17 protein-coding genes are annotated in these 18,682 nt (G+C 68.8%); all 17 read right to left on the bottom strand.

What is annotated here, in order from left to right; genetic code table 11:
- Positions 1-100: 100 nt before the first annotated feature.
- The 17 genes from CBM2588_RS02025 to aceK all read right to left on the bottom strand — a co-directional run bounded on the left by CBM2588_RS02025 (position 101) and on the right by aceK (position 18,645).
- The gene (locus tag CBM2588_RS02025; RefSeq protein ID WP_115679139.1) at positions 101-2,131 is read right to left on the bottom strand and encodes an acetyl/propionyl/methylcrotonyl-CoA carboxylase subunit alpha; all 2,031 of its coding nucleotides are present in this window, start codon (positions 2,129-2,131) and stop codon (positions 101-103) included.
- A 71-nt stretch (positions 2,132-2,202) separates the two neighbouring features.
- Positions 2,203-3,225, bottom strand: a complete 1,023-nt coding sequence (bioB, locus tag CBM2588_RS02020) for a biotin synthase BioB (RefSeq protein ID WP_092318330.1) — start codon at positions 3,223-3,225, stop codon at positions 2,203-2,205.
- 18 nt (positions 3,226-3,243) lie between these two features.
- Positions 3,244-3,999 (bottom strand): dethiobiotin synthase, encoded by a 756-nt coding sequence (gene bioD, locus CBM2588_RS02015; RefSeq protein WP_115679138.1) that lies wholly within the window; start codon positions 3,997-3,999, stop codon positions 3,244-3,246.
- Positions 3,996-5,210 (bottom strand): 8-amino-7-oxononanoate synthase, encoded by a 1,215-nt coding sequence (gene bioF, locus CBM2588_RS02010; RefSeq protein ID WP_115679137.1) that lies wholly within the window; start codon positions 5,208-5,210, stop codon positions 3,996-3,998. The genes bioD and bioF overlap by 4 nt, the downstream gene beginning before the upstream one ends.
- On the bottom strand, positions 5,200-6,600 hold the full coding sequence (gene bioA / locus CBM2588_RS02005) for an adenosylmethionine--8-amino-7-oxononanoate transaminase (RefSeq protein WP_115679136.1): 1,401 nt from the start codon (positions 6,598-6,600) through the stop codon (positions 5,200-5,202). Before bioA ends, bioF begins: the two co-directional genes overlap by 11 nt.
- Positions 6,601-6,840: 240 nt before the next feature.
- A complete protein-coding gene (locus CBM2588_RS02000; protein WP_115679135.1) occupies positions 6,841-7,629 on the bottom strand; it encodes an enoyl-CoA hydratase/isomerase family protein in 789 nt (262 codons plus the stop codon).
- 52 nt (positions 7,630-7,681) lie between these two features.
- Positions 7,682-8,578, bottom strand: coding sequence for a dienelactone hydrolase family protein (locus tag CBM2588_RS01995; RefSeq protein ID WP_115679134.1), 897 nt, complete (start codon positions 8,576-8,578; stop codon positions 7,682-7,684).
- 40 nt (positions 8,579-8,618) lie between these two features.
- A complete protein-coding gene (locus CBM2588_RS01990; protein ID WP_115679133.1) occupies positions 8,619-10,226 on the bottom strand; it encodes a carboxyl transferase domain-containing protein in 1,608 nt (535 codons plus the stop codon).
- Positions 10,227-10,287: 61 nt separating this feature from the next.
- Positions 10,288-10,965: a glutathione S-transferase family protein gene (locus CBM2588_RS01985; protein WP_115679132.1), complete on the bottom strand. Its 678-nt coding sequence runs from the start codon at positions 10,963-10,965 to the stop codon at positions 10,288-10,290.
- Positions 10,962-11,399 (bottom strand): YchJ family protein, encoded by a 438-nt coding sequence (locus CBM2588_RS01980; RefSeq protein WP_115679131.1) that lies wholly within the window; start codon positions 11,397-11,399, stop codon positions 10,962-10,964. The genes CBM2588_RS01985 and CBM2588_RS01980 overlap by 4 nt, the downstream gene beginning before the upstream one ends.
- Positions 11,396-12,082, bottom strand: coding sequence for an HAD family hydrolase (locus CBM2588_RS01975; protein ID WP_115663316.1), 687 nt, complete (start codon positions 12,080-12,082; stop codon positions 11,396-11,398). Before CBM2588_RS01975 ends, CBM2588_RS01980 begins: the two co-directional genes overlap by 4 nt.
- The gene (locus tag CBM2588_RS01970) at positions 12,079-12,735 is read right to left on the bottom strand and encodes a 2-hydroxychromene-2-carboxylate isomerase (protein ID WP_115679130.1); all 657 of its coding nucleotides are present in this window, start codon (positions 12,733-12,735) and stop codon (positions 12,079-12,081) included. Before CBM2588_RS01970 ends, CBM2588_RS01975 begins: the two co-directional genes overlap by 4 nt.
- 94 nt (positions 12,736-12,829) lie before the next feature.
- A complete protein-coding gene (locus CBM2588_RS01965) occupies positions 12,830-13,960 on the bottom strand; it encodes an acyl-CoA dehydrogenase family protein (protein ID WP_115679129.1) in 1,131 nt (376 codons plus the stop codon).
- Positions 13,961-13,991: 31 nt separating this feature from the next.
- Positions 13,992-14,672 (bottom strand): SDR family oxidoreductase, encoded by a 681-nt coding sequence (locus tag CBM2588_RS01960; protein WP_115679128.1) that lies wholly within the window; start codon positions 14,670-14,672, stop codon positions 13,992-13,994.
- A 129-nt stretch (positions 14,673-14,801) separates the two neighbouring features.
- Complete coding sequence (locus tag CBM2588_RS01955; protein WP_115679127.1) at positions 14,802-15,980, bottom strand: acetyl-CoA C-acetyltransferase; 1,179 nt, start codon at positions 15,978-15,980, stop codon at positions 14,802-14,804.
- 173 nt (positions 15,981-16,153) lie between these two features.
- Entirely contained in the window at positions 16,154-16,825 is a 672-nt protein-coding gene (can, locus tag CBM2588_RS01950) for a carbonate dehydratase (protein ID WP_115679126.1), read from the bottom strand.
- The gene (gene aceK, locus CBM2588_RS01945; RefSeq protein ID WP_115679125.1) at positions 16,822-18,645 is read right to left on the bottom strand and encodes a bifunctional isocitrate dehydrogenase kinase/phosphatase; all 1,824 of its coding nucleotides are present in this window, start codon (positions 18,643-18,645) and stop codon (positions 16,822-16,824) included. The genes can and aceK overlap by 4 nt, the downstream gene beginning before the upstream one ends.
- Positions 18,646-18,682: the final 37 nt, after the last annotated feature.

Genomic DNA, 18,682 nt, shown 5'->3' with positions numbered 1-18,682 from the left:
CGGGACCGCACCGGCGGATGCCTTGCCTGCGCCGCCCAAAGTCATGAGCGGCGCCGCGCCGTGACGCGGCGCGCGCCGCCGGATGCCGTTGGCTGCCTGCCTAGTTCCGTTCGAACGCCAGCAACTGGGCCCCTTCCGCCACCTGTTCGCCCACGTCGTAGAGGATTTCGCTGACCACCCCGTCGGCCGGCGCGCTGATGGTGTGCTCCATCTTCATCGCCTCCATCACCAGCAGCGGCGCGCCGCGCGTGACCGTGCTGCCGGCCTCGACCAGCACGGCAATGACCTTGCCCGGCATCGGCGCGGTCAGCTTGCCGCCCTCGCTTTCGGTCTCCCCCGCGTGGGCGAGCGGGTCGAGCCACGCCAGGCTCACATGCCGCCCGGCGTAGAAGACGTGGAAGGTATCGCCATCGGCATGCACCTGCCCGTGCGTGCGCCGCGTGCCGAGGTTGACGCGAAGATCGTCGGCCTGGCAGGTATAGGCAAAGGGCGCGGCCTGGTCGGCGTAGATCAGGGTGCTGCCACGCGCATTGCTGTCCAGCTTCACGTCGAGCACCTGCTCGCCATAGCCGAAACGCAGCCTGCGCGACACGCCGCCGTTCAGCCGCCACGCGCCGGCGTGGGTCCACGGCGAGTGCGGATCGGCGGCATCGATGCGCAATTCGCGCGCCTCGCGATACAACAGCGCCGCCACTGCCAGCGCGATCAGCTCCATGCCGACCGGCGCGGGCGGCGGGAACAGGACCGCCTCGTTGCGCGCGATCAGCCCGGTGTCGAGATCGGCGGTGCGGAACGCCTCCGACTTGACCAGCCGCTGCAGGAAGGCCACGTTGGTCGACAGCCCCACCACGTGATAGGCCGCCAGCGCCTGGCGCATGCGCGCCAGCGCCTCGTCGCGGTCCTTGCCCCAGACGATCAGCTTGGCGATCATCGGGTCGTAGAACGGGCTGATGGTATCGCCCTCGCGCACGCCGGCATCGATGCGCACGCCGGCCGGGCCGTGGGCATCCTCGCCGCGCATGAACTGCACCGCCGGCGGCGTGCGCAGGAAGCGCAGCGTGCCGGTGGACGGCAGGAACTGCTTGTCGGGATTCTCGGCGTAGATGCGTGCTTCCAGCGCATGGCCGTCGATGCGCAGTTGCTCCTGCGCCAGCGGCAGCGGCTCACCGGCGGCGACGCGCAGCTGCCATTCGACCAGGTCCTGGCCGGTGATCATCTCGGTCACCGGGTGCTCCACCTGCAGGCGGGTGTTCATCTCCATGAAGTAGAACGAGCCGTCCTCGCCGTTGGAATAATCGGCGATGAACTCCACCGTGCCGGCGCCGACGTAGCCAACCGCCTTGGCCGCGGCCACCGCCGCCTCGCCCATGGCGCGGCGGCGCTCCTCGGTCATGCCCGGCGCCGGCGCTTCCTCCAGCACCTTCTGGTGGCGGCGCTGCACCGAGCAGTCGCGCTCGAACAGGTAGACGCAGTTGCCGTGGGTATCGGCAAACACCTGGATCTCGATATGGCGCGGACGGGTCAGGTACTTCTCCACCAGCACCTTGTCGTCGCCGAAGCTGGCGCTGGCCTCGCGCTTGACCGACGCCAGCGCGGCCTCGAAGCCGTCGCCGGACTCGACCACGCGCATGCCCTTGCCGCCGCCGCCCGCGCTGGCCTTGAGCAGCACCGGGTAGCCGATGCGGTCGGCCTCGCGGCGCAGCAGCGCCGGGTCCTGGTCCTCGCCGTGGTAGCCCGGCACCAGCGGCACCGCCGCCTTTTCCATCAGCTGCTTGGCCGCGCTCTTGCTGCCCATCGCGTGGATGGCGGAGGCAGGCGGGCCGATGAAGACCAGCCCCGCCGCGGCGCAGGCCTCGGCGAAGGCCTCGTTCTCGGACAGGAAGCCGTAGCCCGGGTGGATGGCCTGGGCGCCGGTCTCCTTCGCCATCTCGATGATATGGTCGGCGCGCAGGTAGCTGTCGCGCGCGGCGGCGCCGCCGATATGCACGGCCTCGTCGCAGAAGGCAACGTGGCGCGCCTCGGCGTCGGCATCGGAATACACCGCGACGGTGCGGATGCCCAGGCGGCGGCAGGTGGCGGCCACGCGGCAGGCGATTTCTCCGCGGTTGGCGATCAGGATCTTGTTGAACATGCGCCCTCCTTGTTATCCCCTAACCGGGATATTACGGCGGCGCGCCGTCCAGCGGGCACTTTCCTGTCACATCATCCCGCGTAGCCCTCGGCGCGGATGTCGAGGCGGGCCAGCAGCGCACGGTCGCGGTCGGCCTGCGGGTTGCCGGTGGTCAGCAGCTTTTCGCCGTAGAAGATCGAATTGGCGCCGGCCATGAAGCACAGCGCCTGCAGCGCTTCGTCCATGGCCTCGCGGCCGGCGGACAGGCGCACCATCGCCTGCGGCATGGTGATGCGCGCCACCGCGATGGTGCGGACGAACTCGAACGGATCCAGCGCTTCGGTGCCGGCCAGCGGCGTGCCCTCGACCTGCACCAGGTTGTTGATCGGCACCGATTCGGGATACGGGTCCATATTGGCCAGCTGCGCGATCAGGCCCGCGCGCGCCTCGCGCGACTCGCCCATGCCGACGATGCCGCCGCAGCAGACGTTGATGCCGGCGTCGCGCACGTGGCCGATGGTGTCGAGCCGGTCCTGGTAAGTGCGCGTGGTGATGATCTTGCCGTAGAACTCGGGCGAGGTGTCGAGGTTGTGGTTGTAGTAGTCCAGCCCCGCCTCCTTGAGCTGCTGCGCCTGCTCGGCCTTGAGCATGCCCAGCGTGACGCAGGTCTCCAGCCCCATCGCCTTGACTTCGCGCACCATATCCATCACCGGCTCCAGGTGGCGGTCCTTGGGGCTGCGCCAGGCGGCGCCCATGCAGAAGCGCGTGGCGCCATTGGCCTTGGCCGCGCGCGCGGCGTCCAGCACTTCTTCCAGCGCCATCAGCTTCTCGGCCTTGACGCCGGCGTCGTGGTGCGCGCTCTGCGGGCAGTAGCCGCAGTCCTCTTCGCAGCCGCCGGTCTTGATCGACAGCAGCGTCGACAGCTGCACGGTGTTGGCGTCGAAGTGTTCGCGGTGCACCTGCTGGGCGCGGAACAGCAGGTCGTTGAACGGCAGCGCGAACAGCGCGGCGACGTCATCGACGCGCCACTTGGCGTCGTCGGGCAAGGCATGCTGGCGCGCGGTCTGGCGCAGCGATTCGGCGGAGATGGTGGTAACGGTGTGGGCTTGGGTCATGATCAATGGAATTTTTGTTCAGGCAGCCAGGCCGGCGGCCTCGGCCTGGTAACGAGTGGCGGCGGCCAACAGCGGCGCGAGGTCGAGCCGGTCCGCGGCGGAGGCGGGCGCCAGTTGCCAGGGCAGCTCGCCCAGGCAGGGCGCGTCGAGCGATGCGCGCAGCGTGGCGATGTTCTCGTCGGCCAGCAGCATGTCCGGGTCGACCCGGTTGGCGATCCAGCCGGCCAGCGGCAGGCCGCGCGCGCGGATGGCTTCGGCGGTCAGCACGGCATGGTTCAGGCAGCCGAGCCGGATGCCGACCACCATCACCACCGGCACGCTCAGCATCACGGCGAGGTCGGCGGTGTTCCAGCGCACCGCGCCAGCGTCGAGCGGCACGTTGAAGCCGCCCACGCCCTCCACCACCACGGCGTCGGCCTGGCGGCGCAGCGCGTCGAAGGCGGCGCGGATCGGTGCGCGCGTGATGCGCACGCCTTCCTGCGCGGCGGCCAGGTGCGGCGAGCATGGCGTGCGCAGCAGGAACGGGCAGGTCTGGCCCAGCGGCACCGCGACCGAACTGGCGGCGCGCAGCTGCGCCACGTCGTCGTTATGCCAGTGGCCGTCGCGCCATTCGCTGCCGCTGGCCACCGGCTTCATGCCGGCGGTGCGGTAGCCGGCGGCATGGAGCGCATGCAGCAGCGTGGCGCTGGCGTGGGTCTTGCCGATGCCGGTATCGGTGCCGGTGACAAAGCAGGCGAACGGTGCAATGGGCGGGACGGGCGCGTGCGGGCTCATGCGGCCTCCCGCTGCGCCACCGCGGCAGCCAGCGCATCGAGCAGGCGCTGCACGTCGGCTTCAGTGTGCGCCGCCGACAGCGTGATGCGCAGCCGCGCGGTGCCCTCCGGCACGGTCGGCGGACGGATCGCGCCGACGCGAATGCCGTCGGCCTCCAGCGTGGCCGACAGCGCCAGCGCAGCCCCGTTGTCGCCGACGATCAGCGGCTGCACCGCGGTCTGGCTGTCGCCCAGGGTCCAGCCCGCAATGGCGGCCAGCTGGGCCAGGCCCTCGCGCAGCAGCGCGATGCAGCGCGCCAGTTGGGCCCGGCGCTGCCGGCCCTCGTCGCCTTCGATGATGGCCAGGCTGGCCAGCAGCGCATGCGCGACGGCGGGCGGCGCGGCGGTGGTGTAGATATACGGCCGCGCGGTGTTGACCAGGTGCTCGATGATGGTTTCGTGCGCGGCGACAAAGGCGCCCGCCACGCCGGCCGCCTTGCCGAGCGTGCCGATGTAGATGAAGCGTTCGGACGACAGGCCGAGCGCCTCCAGCACGCCATGTCCCTGCTCGCCGAGCACGCCGAAGCCGTGCGCATCGTCGACGACGATCCACGCGTCATAACGCTCGGCCAGCGCCAGCAGCTGGCGCAGCGGCGCGACGTTGCCGTCCATGCTGAATACGCTGTCGGTGACGATCAGCTTGCGGGCGCTGGTGCTGGCCGCGAGCAGCGCCTCCAGCGCAGCGCTGTCGCAATGCGGATAGCGCTGCACGTCGGCACGCGCCAGCCGTGCGCCGTCGATCAGCGACGCGTGGTTGAGCGACTCGCAGAACAGCGTGGCCCCGGCCGCGCCGAGCGCGGTCAGCACCGCCATGTTGGCCATGTAGCCGGTGCAGAAGTACAGCGTGCGCGCCTGCGCGATGTACGGCGCGAACCAGCGTGCCAGTTCGGCTTCCAGCTGCGCGTGCGCGAGCGAATGGCCGCTGACCAGGTGCGAGGCGCCGCTGCCGGCGCCATAGCGCCGCGCGCCTTCCACCAGCGCGGCGATGACCTGCGGGTGGCTGGCCAGGCCGAGGTAGTCGTTGCTGCAGAAGGTCAGCAGCGACTCCGGCCCGGTCCCGTCCTCGCCCACGGCCTGGTGCGGCGCGCAGGCGGTGTGGGCGATGCGGCGGCGGCGCGTCAGTGCCAGCGCATGGCGCTGTTCGGCGGCCTGCTTCAGTTGTTCAAGCAGCATGGCGTACCTCCTTGCCCGCGGTCACGTCGTCGAGCGTGGCCAGCATCTGTTCGCCCAGCCAGCGTGCCTGCGCGGCGTCGAAGACGTAGGGCGGCATCACGTAGAGCGTATTGCCGATCGGGCGCACCAGCAGCTCGCGCGCACGCGCGGCATGGTGGAAGCGCGCGGCAAAGTCGGCGCCGGCAACGTCGTCGCAAACATCGGCGGCCCAGATCAGGCCACGCTGGCGCACATGGCGCACGCGCGCGTCGGCGGCCAGCGCGGCCATGCCGTCGGCGAGCCACTGCGCGCGCTCCCGGTTGCGCGCCAGCACATCGTCCTGCGCGAACAGGTCCAACGTGGCCAGCGCCGCGCGGCAGGCAAGCGGGTTGCCGGTGTACGAGTGCGAATGCAGGAAACTGCGCGCCAGCTCGTCGGCGACGAAGGCGCGCTGGATCTCCGGGCGCGACAGCACCAGCGACAGCGGCAGGTAGCCGCCGCTGATGCCCTTGGACAGGCACAGGAAATCCGGCCACGCATGCGCGGGCAGCGGCGCCTCGGTGCCGCGCGACTGCTCCCACGCGAAGAAGGTGCCGGTGCGCCCGCAGCCCACCGCGATCTCGTCGGCGATCAGGTGGACGCGGTAGCGGTCGCACAGCGCGCGCACGCCATCCAGGTAGGACGGGTCATGCATCGCCATGCCGGCGGCGCCCTGCACCAGCGGCTCGACGATCAGCGCGGCAATGGCGCCGGCGCGCTCGCGCAGCAGCGCCTCCAGCTCCGCCAGCGCGCGCGCCGCCACGTCGGCGGCGGACTCGCCGCGCCGGGCCTGCCGCGCATCGGGCGACATCACCACATGCGCGCGGCGGATCAGCGCGTCGTAGGCGTCGCGGAAAATCTCCACGTCGGTCACGGCGAGCGCGCCCACGGTTTCGCCGTGGTAGCCGTGGCGCAAGCAGACGAACTCGCGCTTGGCGGGCAGGCCGGTGTTGCGCCAGTAGTGGAAGCTCATCTTCAGCGCGATCTCGACCGCCGAGGCGCCGTCCGAGGCGTAGAAGACATGGCCCAGCGCGCCGCCGGTCAGCGCCGACAGGCGCTCGGCCAGCTCCACCGCGGGCGCGTGCGTGCAGCCCGAGAGCATCACGTGCTCGAGCGTCTCCAGCTGGCTCGCCAGCGCGGCGTTGATGCGCGGGTTGGCATGGCCGAACAGGTTGACCCACCAGGAACTGGTGGCGTCGAAGTAGCGCTGGCCGTCGGCATCGTGCAGCCACGGGCCTTCGCCGCGCACGATCGCCAGCGGCACGGCGTCGTCGTCAGGACGAAGGCGCGTGCACGGGTGCCAGACAGCGGCGCGGCTGCGCTGGCCGAGGCCGGCCGCGCCGCTGCCTGGGGAAAGGGACAGGTGGTCCAAGATAGCCCTCCTTGGTTGGCCGTCCGCGCCGGCGCTGCCGGCAGGGCCGGCCGGCGCGAGGGTCGCGGGCGGATTGGGAGGGTCATGGTAGGGACGACTTCCGCGGCTTGGCAATCGCGCGGGCTTTTCCCCGTTAGCGCAGCTTTGGCAGGATTTGGCGAACGTTGCCGGCAAGAAGCGCTGCGCTTGGGGCTAGCGTGCCGCCATCTTCACGCAATCGCGCGCCGCCTTTATTTGAACTCAAGCCGGCCGCCACGACGGCGTGCGCTTCTCCAGGAACGACTTCACCCCTTCGCGCCCCTCTTCCGACGCCCGGATCTTCGCGATGCGGTCGGCCGTATCCGCCAGCAGGTCGTTGTCGATCACGCGCCCGGCGATGTCCTGCACCAGCCGCTTGCTCTCGCGCACGGCGTTGGGGCTGTTGGCCACCAGCGCGGCCGTCAGTTCGGCGACCTTGGCATCGAGCGCCTCGGCCGGCACCACCGCATGCAGCAGGCCCAGGCGCAGCGCCTCGGCCGCGTCGAAGCGCTCGGCCGTGATGAAATAGCGGCGCGCGGCCTGCTCGCCCATGGCGCGGATCACGTACGGGCTGATGGTGGCGGGCAGCAGGCCCAGGCGCGCCTCGGACAGGCAGAAATGCGCGTGCTCGGCCGCCACCGCGATATCGCACGCGGCCACCAGGCCCATGCCGCCGGCATAGGTGTCGCCCTGGATGCGCGCAATCACCGGGCGCGGACAGGACCAGATGGTGTGCAGCATCTGCGCCAGCGTCAGCGCATCGGCGCGGTTCTGGTCGTCGGAGTAGCCCGCCATCTTCTTCATCCAGTTCAGGTCGGCGCCGGCGCAGAAGGCCGGGCCGTTGCCGGCCAGCACGATGGCGCGTACCTCGTCCATGTCGCCCAGCGCGCGGAAGGCGCCGGTCAGTTCGGCGATCACGGTCTCGTTGAAGGCGTTGCGCACGTCGGGCCGGTTCAGCGTGACGGTGGCGACGTGGTTGGCGATATTGACGGTCAGGGCAGTGAATTCCATGGTTCGCTCCGTTGGCGGATATGGCGCATATAGCGGATAGGGATGATGCGGCTCAGGTGCCCGGATCGAAGGGCAGCCCCAGCGAGCGGAAGAAGTCGCCCACCTCCGGCAGCCACACCGGGATGCCTTCGCGCGCGCTGAACAGGCGGTGCGAGTCGGCGCCGAACTCGCCCACGTCGACCAGCCGGGCCTGCGCGGCCGGCCCGCTGGCGCGCGCCTTGAAGGCGTTGAACATGCGGCCGGGCAAGGGCACCGGCCAGTAGCTGTCGTTCTCGCCATAGACCCACAGCGAGGGGTAGCGCGCCGCGCTGCCATAGGCGGCGAAGGCATCGACCAGGCGCTCTTCCCAGTCGGGGCAGTTCAGGTTGCGCAGCCCGCCGGCAAAGTTGACCACGCCGCGCACGCCGGGATAGGCGATGGTGCTGAAGGCCATGGTGGTCAGCCCGCCGTGCGACTGGCCGATCACGACGATGCGTTCCATGTCGACATAGGGCTGCGTCGCCATGTAGTCGAGCGTGGCGACGACGTCGTCGGCCTGCATCATGCCGTTGGTCTCGATGTCGCAGCTGCCGCCGATATAGGCACCGCCCGAGCGCGCAAAGCCCTGCCGCATCGGCAGCACCACCACGTAGCCGCGGCGCAGGAACTCCACGCTCTGCGCCGGGAAGCGCGCGCGCCCCTGCATGCCGGGCCGCCCCGGCGCCTTGCCGTGGTTGATCACCACCAGCGGGAACGGCCCCGCGCCGGCGGGCTTGAACACCGTCGCTTCCAGGTCGATGCGCGACGGGATCGCGGCCTTGGGCAGCATCACCACCTGCTCCTGGAAGCGCACGCGCGCCGCCGACTGGCCGTTGCCGTCCGCCATCTGCGCATGGCCGCACAGCGGCGCCAGCACGGCAAGCGCCGTGGCCAGGACAAGGCGGTGAAACAGGCGGGCGGTGCGGCGCATCAGCAGTCAGGCAATATCAGGTCGGCGCAGATTGACATGCTTACATGCGGAACACGCCGAACTTCATCTCGTCGATCGGCGCGTTGAGGCTGGCCGACAGGCCCAGCCCCAGCACCGTGCGGGTCTGCGCGGGATCGATCACGCCGTCGTCCCACAGCCGCGCGCTGGCGTAGTACGGATGGCCCTGGTGCTCGTACTGGTCGCGGATCGGCTGCTTGAAGGCGTCTTCCTCCTGCGCGCTCCACTGGCCGCCTTTCGCTTCGATGCCGTCCCGGCGCACCGTCGCCAGCACGCTCGCGGCCTGCTCGCCGCCCATCACCGAGATGCGCGCGTTCGGCCACATCCACAGAAAGCGCGGCGAATACGCGCGCCCGCACATGCCGTAGTTGCCGGCACCGAACGAGCCGCCGATGATCACCGTGAACTTGGGCACCTGCGCCGTAGCCACCGCGGTCACCATCTTGGCGCCGTTGCGCGCGATGCCCTCGTTCTCGTACTTGCGCCCCACCATGAAGCCGGTGATGTTCTGCAGGAACACCAGCGGGATCTTGCGCTGGCAGCACAGCTCGATAAAGTGCGCGCCCTTGAGCGCCGACTCCGAGAACAGGATGCCGTTGTTGGCAACGATGCCCACCGGGTAGCCCCAGATGCGCGCGAAGCCGCACACCAGCGTGGTGCCGTAGCGGGCCTTGAACTCGTCGAACTCGGAGCCGTCGACCAGGCGCGCGATCACCTCGCGCACGTCGTACGGCTTGCGCGTATCGGTCGGGATCACGCCATACAGCTCTTCCACCGGGTACAGCGGCTCGACCGGCTCGTGCAGGCGGATCTGGTCCGGCTTGCGCCGGTTCAGGTGCTGCACGATATTGCGCGCCAGGCTCAGCGCATGATGGTCGTTCTGCGCGAAATAGTCGGCCACGCCGGACAGCCGCGTATGCACGTCGGCGCCGCCGAGGTCTTCCGCGCTGACTTCCTCGCCGGTGGCGGCCTTCACCAGCGGCGGGCCGCCCAGGAAAATGGTGCCCTGGTTCTTGACGATGATCGACTCGTCGCTCATCGCCGGCACGTAGGCGCCGCCCGCGGTGCACGAGCCCATCACCACCGCGATCTGCGGGATGCCGCGCTTGGACAGGTTGGCCTGGTTGTAGAAGATGCGGCCGAAGTGGTCGCGGTCGGGGAAGACCTCGTCCTGGTTGGGCAGGTTGGCGCCGCCGGAATCGACCAGGTAGATGCACGGCAGGTGGTTCTCCTCGGCGATCTCCTGCGCCCGCACATGCTTCTTGACCGTCATCGGGTAATACGTGCCGCCCTTGACGGTGGCGTCGTTGCAGACGATCACGCATTCCTGCCCGGCCACGCGGCCGATGCCGGTGATGATGCCGGCGCCGGGCGCGGCATCGTCGTACATGTCGTACGCGGCCAGCTGCGACAGCTCGAGGAACGGCGTGCCGGGATCGAGCAGCTGCTGAACGCGTTCGCGCGGCAGCAGCTTGCCGCGCGCCAGGTGCTTGTCGCGCGCGGCCGCGCCGCCGCCTTCGGCCAGCTTGGCGATCTTTTCCTTGAGGTCGGCCACCAGCGCCCGCATGGACTCGGCATTGGCCTTGAAGGATTCGGAGCGGGCGTTCAGTTTGCTTGCGAGCGTGGGCATCTCGGAGTCTCTTGCCAGATAGGGTTGTGCGCCGCCTGCCGCCGTCCTGCCGCGGCCGGCCTCAGCCGGCTGCCTTGGGCAACGGGTGCCCGGGCATCAGCTCATAGGGATGCCTCCAGCCCGGCAAGGCGCGGAAGCGCTCGGTCCACGCGTGGATATGCGGATATTCCTTGCGCCAGTGCACGCCGATCTCGTCATCGAAGAAGACGTAGCCCGCCAGCGAGAAATCGGCGATGGTGGCGCGCTCGCCCAGCACGAAGTCGCGTCCGTCCAGGTGCGCGTTCAGTACGTTCCACGCGCCTTCGCAGCGCGCGCGGAAGAACTCCAGCACGGCCGGGTCGGGCGACCTGGCGAAGGTGCGCATGAAGCGGTAGGTGGCGGTGTACGAGGTGAACTTGTGGTTGTCGAACAGCAGCCAGCGCAGCACCTCGGCGCGCTCGGCTTCGTTGCGCGGGACGAACGCATCCAGGCGCGCGGCCAGCGTCTCGAGGATGGCGCCGGACTGCGACAGGCGCTGGCCGCCGAATTCCAGCACCGGCACCTCGCCCATCACGTTGATGGCGCGGTATTCCGGGGTGCGGGTCTCGCCGTTGAAGAAATCGACGAAGCGCGCGCGCCACAACGACTGGCCGCGCTGCACGCCGACGGTTTCCAGCAGCTGTGCCACCTTGTAGGCGTTGCCGGACTGGGCGAAGCAATACAGCAGGTACTCGGGCTCGTTCTGCTTGTCGATGCTCATGGTCTCTCCCCGATGATGTCGCCATCCACATAAAGCCAGCGCGGCGCCTCGCCCGGGGCGCGCGCCTCGCACACAAAGCGGCTGCGCTCATGCAGCCGCCAGGCGCGCCCGCCGACCTTGTAGCGCGCCACGAATTCCACTTCGGCATGCGTGTCGTCCTGCTGCGCATGCGCCTTGACCGCCAGGCCCAGCCAGCGCGTCGCGGTGTCGGGCACCAGGTCGGCCGGGCAGGTGGATGCATGCCAGGTCTGGCGCAGCCATTCCATGTCGTTCAGCACATAGGCGCTGTAGCGCGAGCGCATCAGCGCCTCGGCATTGGGCGGCAGGGCCTCGCCACGATGGAAGCGGCCGCAGCAGGCGGCATAGTCCGCGCTGCCGCACGGGCACGGCACCGGTCCAGCCTTGGGCAGGCGGCCTGCCGCTTTCGCCGTCATCCCACCAGCTCCGGCAGTTCGCGCATATCGGTGAAGATGGTGCGCGCGCCGGCCTCGCGCAGCTGCGCGGCGTCGTTGCGCGCGGCATAGCCGAACACCGTCATGCCGGCCGCCACGCCCGCGGTCACGCCAGTCGGGCTGTCTTCAACCACGGCGCAGCGCGCGGGCTCGACGCCCATGGTGCGAGCGGCCAGCAGGTACACGTCCGGCGCGGGCTTGCTGCGCGCCACCTCGGTGGCCGAGAAGATATGCTCGCGCTGGTCCTGCTGGAACAGCTCGACCAGCCCGGTCTTGGTCAGCTGCAGCTTGACCTTGACGCGGTCCGCGCCCGACGCCACGCACACCGGCATGCCGGTGGCGGCGACCGCGCGGATCGCCTCGCGCACATGCGCCACCGCCGCGACCTCTTCTTCCAGCACGGCGTTGCGGCGCGCCAGCCAGGTCGACAGCCAGTTCTCGGGCAGCGGCGCGCCGCGCATGCGTTCGATCATGTCGAGCTCTTCGCGCACCGCGCGGCCCAGGAACAGGCGCGTGGAGTCTTCCAGCGAGATCTCGATGCCGAGCTCGTTCAGCATCTGGTTGAGCACGCGGTTGACGATGGGCTCGCTGTCGACGAGCACGCCGTCGCAATCGAAGATCACACAATCGAAGCGGCCGGAATGGCCGGGGGTTGCTGCAGTCATGCGGGTTTCTTTTCCTTGGTATCGGGGTTGGGCACGGCGCGGAGCTCGGTCTGGCGGCGGCTCTTCAGGTGGGCCTCGATCTGGTCGAAGCGGTCGAAGCCCCAGAACGGCTCGCCGTCGACGATGACGAAGGGCGAGCCGAACACGCCCTTGGCCATCGCCACCTCGATCTCGGCCTTGAGCTGGTCCTTGATCTGGTAGCTGGTGGCGCCGGCATCGAGCGCCTGCACGTCCACGCCCAGCGGCTCGGCCAGCTTCATGATCTCGGCCGGCTCGGCGATGTTGATGTCGTCGACGAACAGCGCGCGGTACACCGACCTGGCGAAGGCCGCGGCCAGGTCGTCGCCGTGATGGTTCTGCAGCCACAGCATGGCGCGCGCGGCATGCGTGGTCGGCAGCGGGAAATGCGTGGGGCGCTTGTAGTCGATGCCGTGGAAGCGCGCGGTGCGCTCGAAGTCGCGCCAGCTGTAGTCGCCCTTGAGCGGCAGCTGCGGCAGCGGCGACGCGCCGGTGGTCTTGAACACCACGCCCAGCAGGATCGGATGCCAGGCGACGTTGCGCCCGTACTTCTGCGCCAGGTCGTCGATACGGGTGCTGGCGAAGTAGCCGTACGGCGAAGAGAAATCAAAGTAGAAGTCGATCGCTGCGGTCATGTCGGGGGCCCTATTCTTGTGGTGGCAGGTCCGGATGCGGGAAGACGTGACGCCGGCGCGGCACGCCTGCCCATCGTACGCGCAAATGGCGGCGCTAGGCCAGCGCGCGCGCGATCAGGATCTTCTGGATGTCGCTGGTGCCCTCGTAGATCTGGCACACGCGCACGTCGCGGTAGATGCGCTCGACCGGAAAGTCGCTGACATAGCCGTAGCCGCCGAACACCTGGATCGCGTCGGAGCAGACCCGCTCGGCCATCTCGCTGGCGAACAGCTTGGCCATCGCCGCTTCCTTCAGGCACGGGCGGCCGGCATCGCGCAGCGCGGCGGCGTGCCACACCATCTGGCGCGCGACGTCGATGCGGGTGGCCATCTCGGCCAGGCGGAACTGCACCGCCTGGTGCTGGAACAGCGGCTGGCCGAAACTCTCGCGTTCCTTGGCATACGCAAGGGCCGCTTCAAACGCGGCGCGCGCCATGCCGATGCTCTGCGAGGCGATGCCGATGCGGCCGCCCTCCAGCCCCGACAGCGCCATCTTGTAGCCGCCGCCCTCGTCGCCGAGCAGGTTGGCGGCCGGCACGCGGCAATCCTCGAACAGGATCTGCGCGGTGTCAGAGGAATGCTGGCCGAGCTTGTCCTCGAGCCGCGCCACCACGTAGCCGGGGGTCGAGGTCGGCACGATGAAGGCGCTGATGCCGCGCTTGCCGGCAGCCTTGTCGGTCACCGCCAGCACGATCGCCACGTCGGCGTTCTGGCCGCTGGTGATGAACTGCTTGACGCCGTTGAGCACGTAGTGGTCGCCGTCGCGGACAGCCGTGGTGCGCAGCGCCGCGGCATCGGAGCCCACGTGCGGCTCGGTCAGGCAGAACGCGCCCAGCATCTGGCCGCGCGCCAGCGGCACTAGCCACTGCTGCTTCTGCGCCTCGCTGGCGAACGACATCAGCATGCTGCATACCGGGCAGTTGTTGACGCTGATGACGGTGGAGGTGCCGCCGTCGCCGGCCGCGATCTCTTCCAGGATCAGCGCCAGCGACAGGTAATCGAGGCCGGCGCCGCCATACTGCTCCGGCACCGCCACGCCGTAGGCGCCCAGCGCCGCCAGCTCGCGGTGCACGTCCTTGGGAAAGGTCTTGTCGCGGTCCCATTGCGCGGCCTGCGGCGCGATCACTTCCTGCGCGAACTGCCGCACGGCGTCGCGGATCATTTCCTGTTCGGGGGTCAGCAGCATGTCGGTTCTGGGTTCAGGTGTGCGGGCGCCCTTACCAGGGGATGGGCGTGCCGTCGTAGTTGTGGAAGGTGCCGTTGTCGCGCCGCTTGACGCTGGCCAGCACCTGGCGCATGCCCTTGACGCTCTGCTGCACGGTCAGGTCGGCTTCCTGGCCGCCCATGTCGGTCTTGACCCAGCCCGGGTGCAGGGCGACACAGGTGGCGTGACGCGCATCCAGCGCCACCGCGCGCAGCGCGGCGTTGGCGCCCGCCTTGCTGACGCGGTACAGCCAGCTGGTGCTGTGCTCCATCGCGCCGATGCTGCCCATGCGCGAGGACAGCACCGCCAGCACCCCGCCATGACCGGACTGCCCGGCCTCGACATAGGGCAGCAGCAAGGGCAGCGCCATCATCGGCCCGAGCACGTTGACATGCATGACGCGGTCGAACTCCGGCGGCGTGACCGGCTGCGCGCTTTCGGTGCGCGGCCCCATCACCCCGGCGTTGTAGACCGCCACGTCGAGCGCCTCGCCATCGAGCTTCCAGCCCAGGCCTGCCACCGCGCCGGCATCGGACAGGTCGGCCTGGTGCGCCTCGGCGCCCAGCGCCTGCAGGGCACCGACGCCTTCGGGCGTGCGCGCCGCCGCGATGACGCGCCAGCCGTCGGCACGGTACTGGCGCACGAATTCAAGGCCGATGCCGCGCGAGGCACCGAGGATCAGGGCGGTTGGCAAGGGTGGGCCTCCTTTCTGGAACTGGCCGGCGTCCGGTAACGCCGGCTGCGGGTTCAGCAAACTGCCTTGGTCTTACTCCCTCTCCCGCTTGCGGGAGAGGGGGAAAACAAGCGGTGAGCGGAGCCCGCGTTACAGGATCTCGATCCCCACCGCCGTTGCTTCACCGCCACCGATGCACAGGCTCGCCACGCCGCGCTTGCCGCCGGTCTTGCGCAGCGCGCCGATCAGCGTGGTCATGATGCGCGCGCCCGAGGCGCCGATCGGGTGGCCCAGCGCGCAGGCGCCGCCGTGGATGTTGACCTTGTCGCGCGGGATCTTGAGGTCGTGCATGGCGGCCATCGGCACCACCGCAAAGGCCTCGTTGATCTCGAACAGGTCGACGCTGTCGGTGTTCCAGTCCAGCTTGCGGTACAGCTTGGCGATGGCCTCCACCGGCGCGGTGGTGAACCAGCCCGGCGCCTGCGCATGGGTGGTGTGGCCCAGCATGCGGGCGATCGGCTGCAGGCCCAGCGCTTTCGCGGTGGAGGCGCGCATCATCACCAGCGCCGAGGCGCCGTCGTTGATCGATGACGACGAGGCGGCGGTGATGGTGCCGTCCTTGGCAAACGCAGGCTTGAGCGACGGGATCTTGTCGAGCTTGATGCGGCGCGGGCCTTCGTCGGTATCGATCACCGTGTCGCCGCCCTTGCCCGATACCGTCACCGGCGCGATCTCCCAGCGGAAATCGCCGTTCTCGGTGGCCTGCTGCGCGCGGCGCACGCTTTCCATCGCGAATTCGTCCTGCTGCTGGCGCGTGAAGCCGTACTTGGCGGCGCAGTCCTCGCCGAAGGTGCCCATGGCGCGGCCCTTGTCGTAGGCGTCTTCCAGGCCGTCCAGCATCATGTGGTCGTAGATCATGCCGTGGCCGATGCGATAACCGCCGCGGCCCTTCGGGATCAGGTACGGCGCGTTGGTCATGCTCTCCATGCCGCCGGCAATGGCGACGTCGAACGAGCCCGCGACCAGGCCGTCATAGACGGTCATGGCCGCGCGCATGCCCGAGCCGCACACCTTGTTGACGGTGGTGCAGCCCACGCTCAGCGGCAAGCCCGCGCCCAGCGCGGCCTGGCGTGCCGGCGCCTGGCCCTGGCCGGCGGGCAGCACGCAGCCGAACACCACTTCTTCGACCTGCTCGGGCTTCAGGCCGGCACGCTCGACCGCCGCGCGGATGGCGGCGGCGCCAAGCTGCGGCGCGGTGACGCTGGCGAATTCGCCCTGGAACGCAGCCATCGGCGTGCGCGCGGCTGAAACGATGACGATCTCTTCCATGTCGGGTCTCCTGGCTTTGTGTGCAACGTAAATCACCACCGTCATTGCCGCGAAAGCGGGAATCCAGCGTCTTTCACGTCCCCTTCGGGGACAAAGTCGCTGGGTCCCCGCCTTCGCGGGGACGACGAAGTTTTTGGCGCCATCATTAAGTTGTATGGCATGAGAGCTTCAGTTCAGCGAATCGACGCCTGCGGCGGCTCGCCGTACTGGCGGTAGGCCGCGGCCAGCTGCTCGTGCAGCTCGTCGTTGTTGCTGGCGGCCATGCCGAGGTCGCGCAGCAGGCCGTCGGACACGCCGTAGATCCAGCCGTGCACGGTGATGACCTGGCCGCGGGCCCAGGCGTCCTGGATCACGGTGGTCTGGCACACGTTGTTGACCTGCTCGATCACGTTGAGCTCGCACAGCCGGGTATGGGCGTCTTCCTCGCGCAGGATGGTGCCGAGGTAGGACTCGTGCTTGTCGGCCACGTCGCGCACATGGCGCAGCCAGTTGTCGGCGAGGCCGATGCGCTCGCGCTTGAGCGCGACCTTGACGCCGCCGCAGCCGTAGTGGCCCACCACCGTGATATGGCGCACCTTGAGCACTTCCACCGCGAACTGGATCACCGACAGCGCGTTCAGGTCGCTGTGCGCGATCACGTTGGCGATATTGCGGTGGACGAACACCTCGCCCGGCGCCAGCCCCAGGATCTGGTTGGCCGGCACGCGCGAATCGGAGCAGCCGATCCACAGGTATTCCGGCGCCTGCTGGTTGGCCAGCCGGGTGAAGAAGGCGGGGTCTTCCGCATTGACGCGGTCGACCCAGTCGCGGTTGTTGCGGAACAGCTGGGCGATGGCGTCATTCATGCGACTCTCCTTGCAGGGTCGGCGGCAGGCAGTTCAGGGACAGCGCCGTAGCGGTTGATGAATCGCTCGGCAGGGTGATAGGCAAAAAAGTCATGGACATGTCCGGCCAGCAGCCGGTCCTTGTGGCTCTGCCACATGGCAGGGTCAAAAAAATCCGCATGGTGCCGCAGGAACGCCGCGCCGACGCGCGCATCGCCCAGCAGGAAGGTGCGGAAGGTCTCGGGAAAGATGTCGTGCGGACGCACGGTGTACCAGACTTCGCCCGACATCTCCTCTTCCTCGTTGCGCGGCTGCGGCACGTGGCGGATGTTGCAGTCGGTCAGGTACTCGATCTCGTCGTAGTCGTAGAACACCACGCGGCCGTGGCGCGTGACGCCGAAGTTCTTGTACAGCATGTCGCCCGGGAAGATGTTCGCGGCGATCAGCTCCTTGATCGCGTTGCCGTATTCGATCACGCCGTGCTCGACCTGCGCGTCGGAGCCTTCCTGCAGGTAGATGTTCAGCGGCGTCATGCGGCGCTCGATATAGACGTGGCGTACCACGATCTCTTCGCCGCCGTCCTTGGCGCGCTGGTATTCGATCATCGACGGCGCGTGCTGCTCGAACTCGCGCACCAGCGCATCGTCGAAGCGCGACAGCGGGAAGGCCACGTCGGAGTATTCCAGCGTATCGGCCATGCGGCCGACGCGGTCGTGCTGCTTGACCAGCTGGTACTTCGACTTGACCAGTTCGCGCGTGGTTTCCTTGGGCGCCGGGAAAAAGTCCCGGATCACCTTGAACACGTACGGGTACGACGGCAGCGTGAACACCAGCATCACCAGCCCGCGGATGCCGGGCGCGACGATGAACTTGTCCGACGAATGCTGCAGGTGGTGCAGGAAATCGCGGTAGAACAGGTTCTTGCCCTGCTTCTGCAAGCCCAGCGAGGTATAGATTTCCGCGCGCGGCTTGCGCGGCATGATGTCGCGCAGGAAGGTCACGTAGGCCGACGGGATCTCCATGTCGACCATGAAGTAGGAGTGCGTGAACGAGAACAGGATCAGCAGTTGCTCTTTCTTCAGCAGCACGGTGTCGAGCACCAGCTTGCCCGAAGGGCCGTGCACGATCGGGATCGCCAGCGGGAAGGTGCGGTCGCCGTTCAGGATGCGGCCGATGATGAAGGCCGACTTGTTGCGGAAGAACAGCGACGACAGCGTATGGATCTGGAAATTCGGCGCGATGCGGAAGTCGCCGAAATGCTCGCCGACGGCGCGCACCACGTAGCCGATGTCGCGCTGCAGGTCCTCGAACGGGCGCTCCAGCTGGAAGTTGTGGACGATGCGCTCGAAGCACGCGGCCATGCCGTCGCGGCTGCCCGGGTAGTAGGCGCGGAAGGTCGGGCGCGTCGGCGATTCCTCGTTCTCGATGTACTCGGTCGAGATCGCCGGGCGCACGAAGATAAAGTCGTTGTTGAAGTACGAGCGGTGCAGGATGCGCGTGCAGACCGAGTTGAAGAAGGTCTCGGCCAGCTCGGGCTGGTGGTGGTTGGTCAGCAGCCCGATGTAGTGCAGCTTGATCTGCTGCCAGATCTCGTCCTCGATGTTCTCGGCGTCGTACTCGTCTTCCAGGATCACGCTGGATTCGCGCACGCGCTCGTTGTAGAACGCGATGCGGTCGCGCTGGATCTGCTGCAGCCCGTGCCAGTCGCCGGCCTCGAACTTCAGCTTGGCCTGGTGGCTGACCTCGCGGAACAGGCGGTAGTGCTTGTCGAACCCGTCGAGCATCGTTCTCGCCACATCGTAGGCAATCTGCGAGGAGAGCAGTTTGGGGAAGTGGGACATGGGTCGACGGGGGACGACTGCTTGACGGTCTTGCGAC

Origin of the sequence: Cupriavidus taiwanensis, assembly GCF_900250075.1 — a bacterium.
GTDB lineage: Bacteria > Pseudomonadota > Gammaproteobacteria > Burkholderiales > Burkholderiaceae > Cupriavidus > Cupriavidus taiwanensis_C.
Note: the sequence above shows the minus strand (reverse complement) of the source record. Positions and strands in the feature narration are given on the sequence as shown.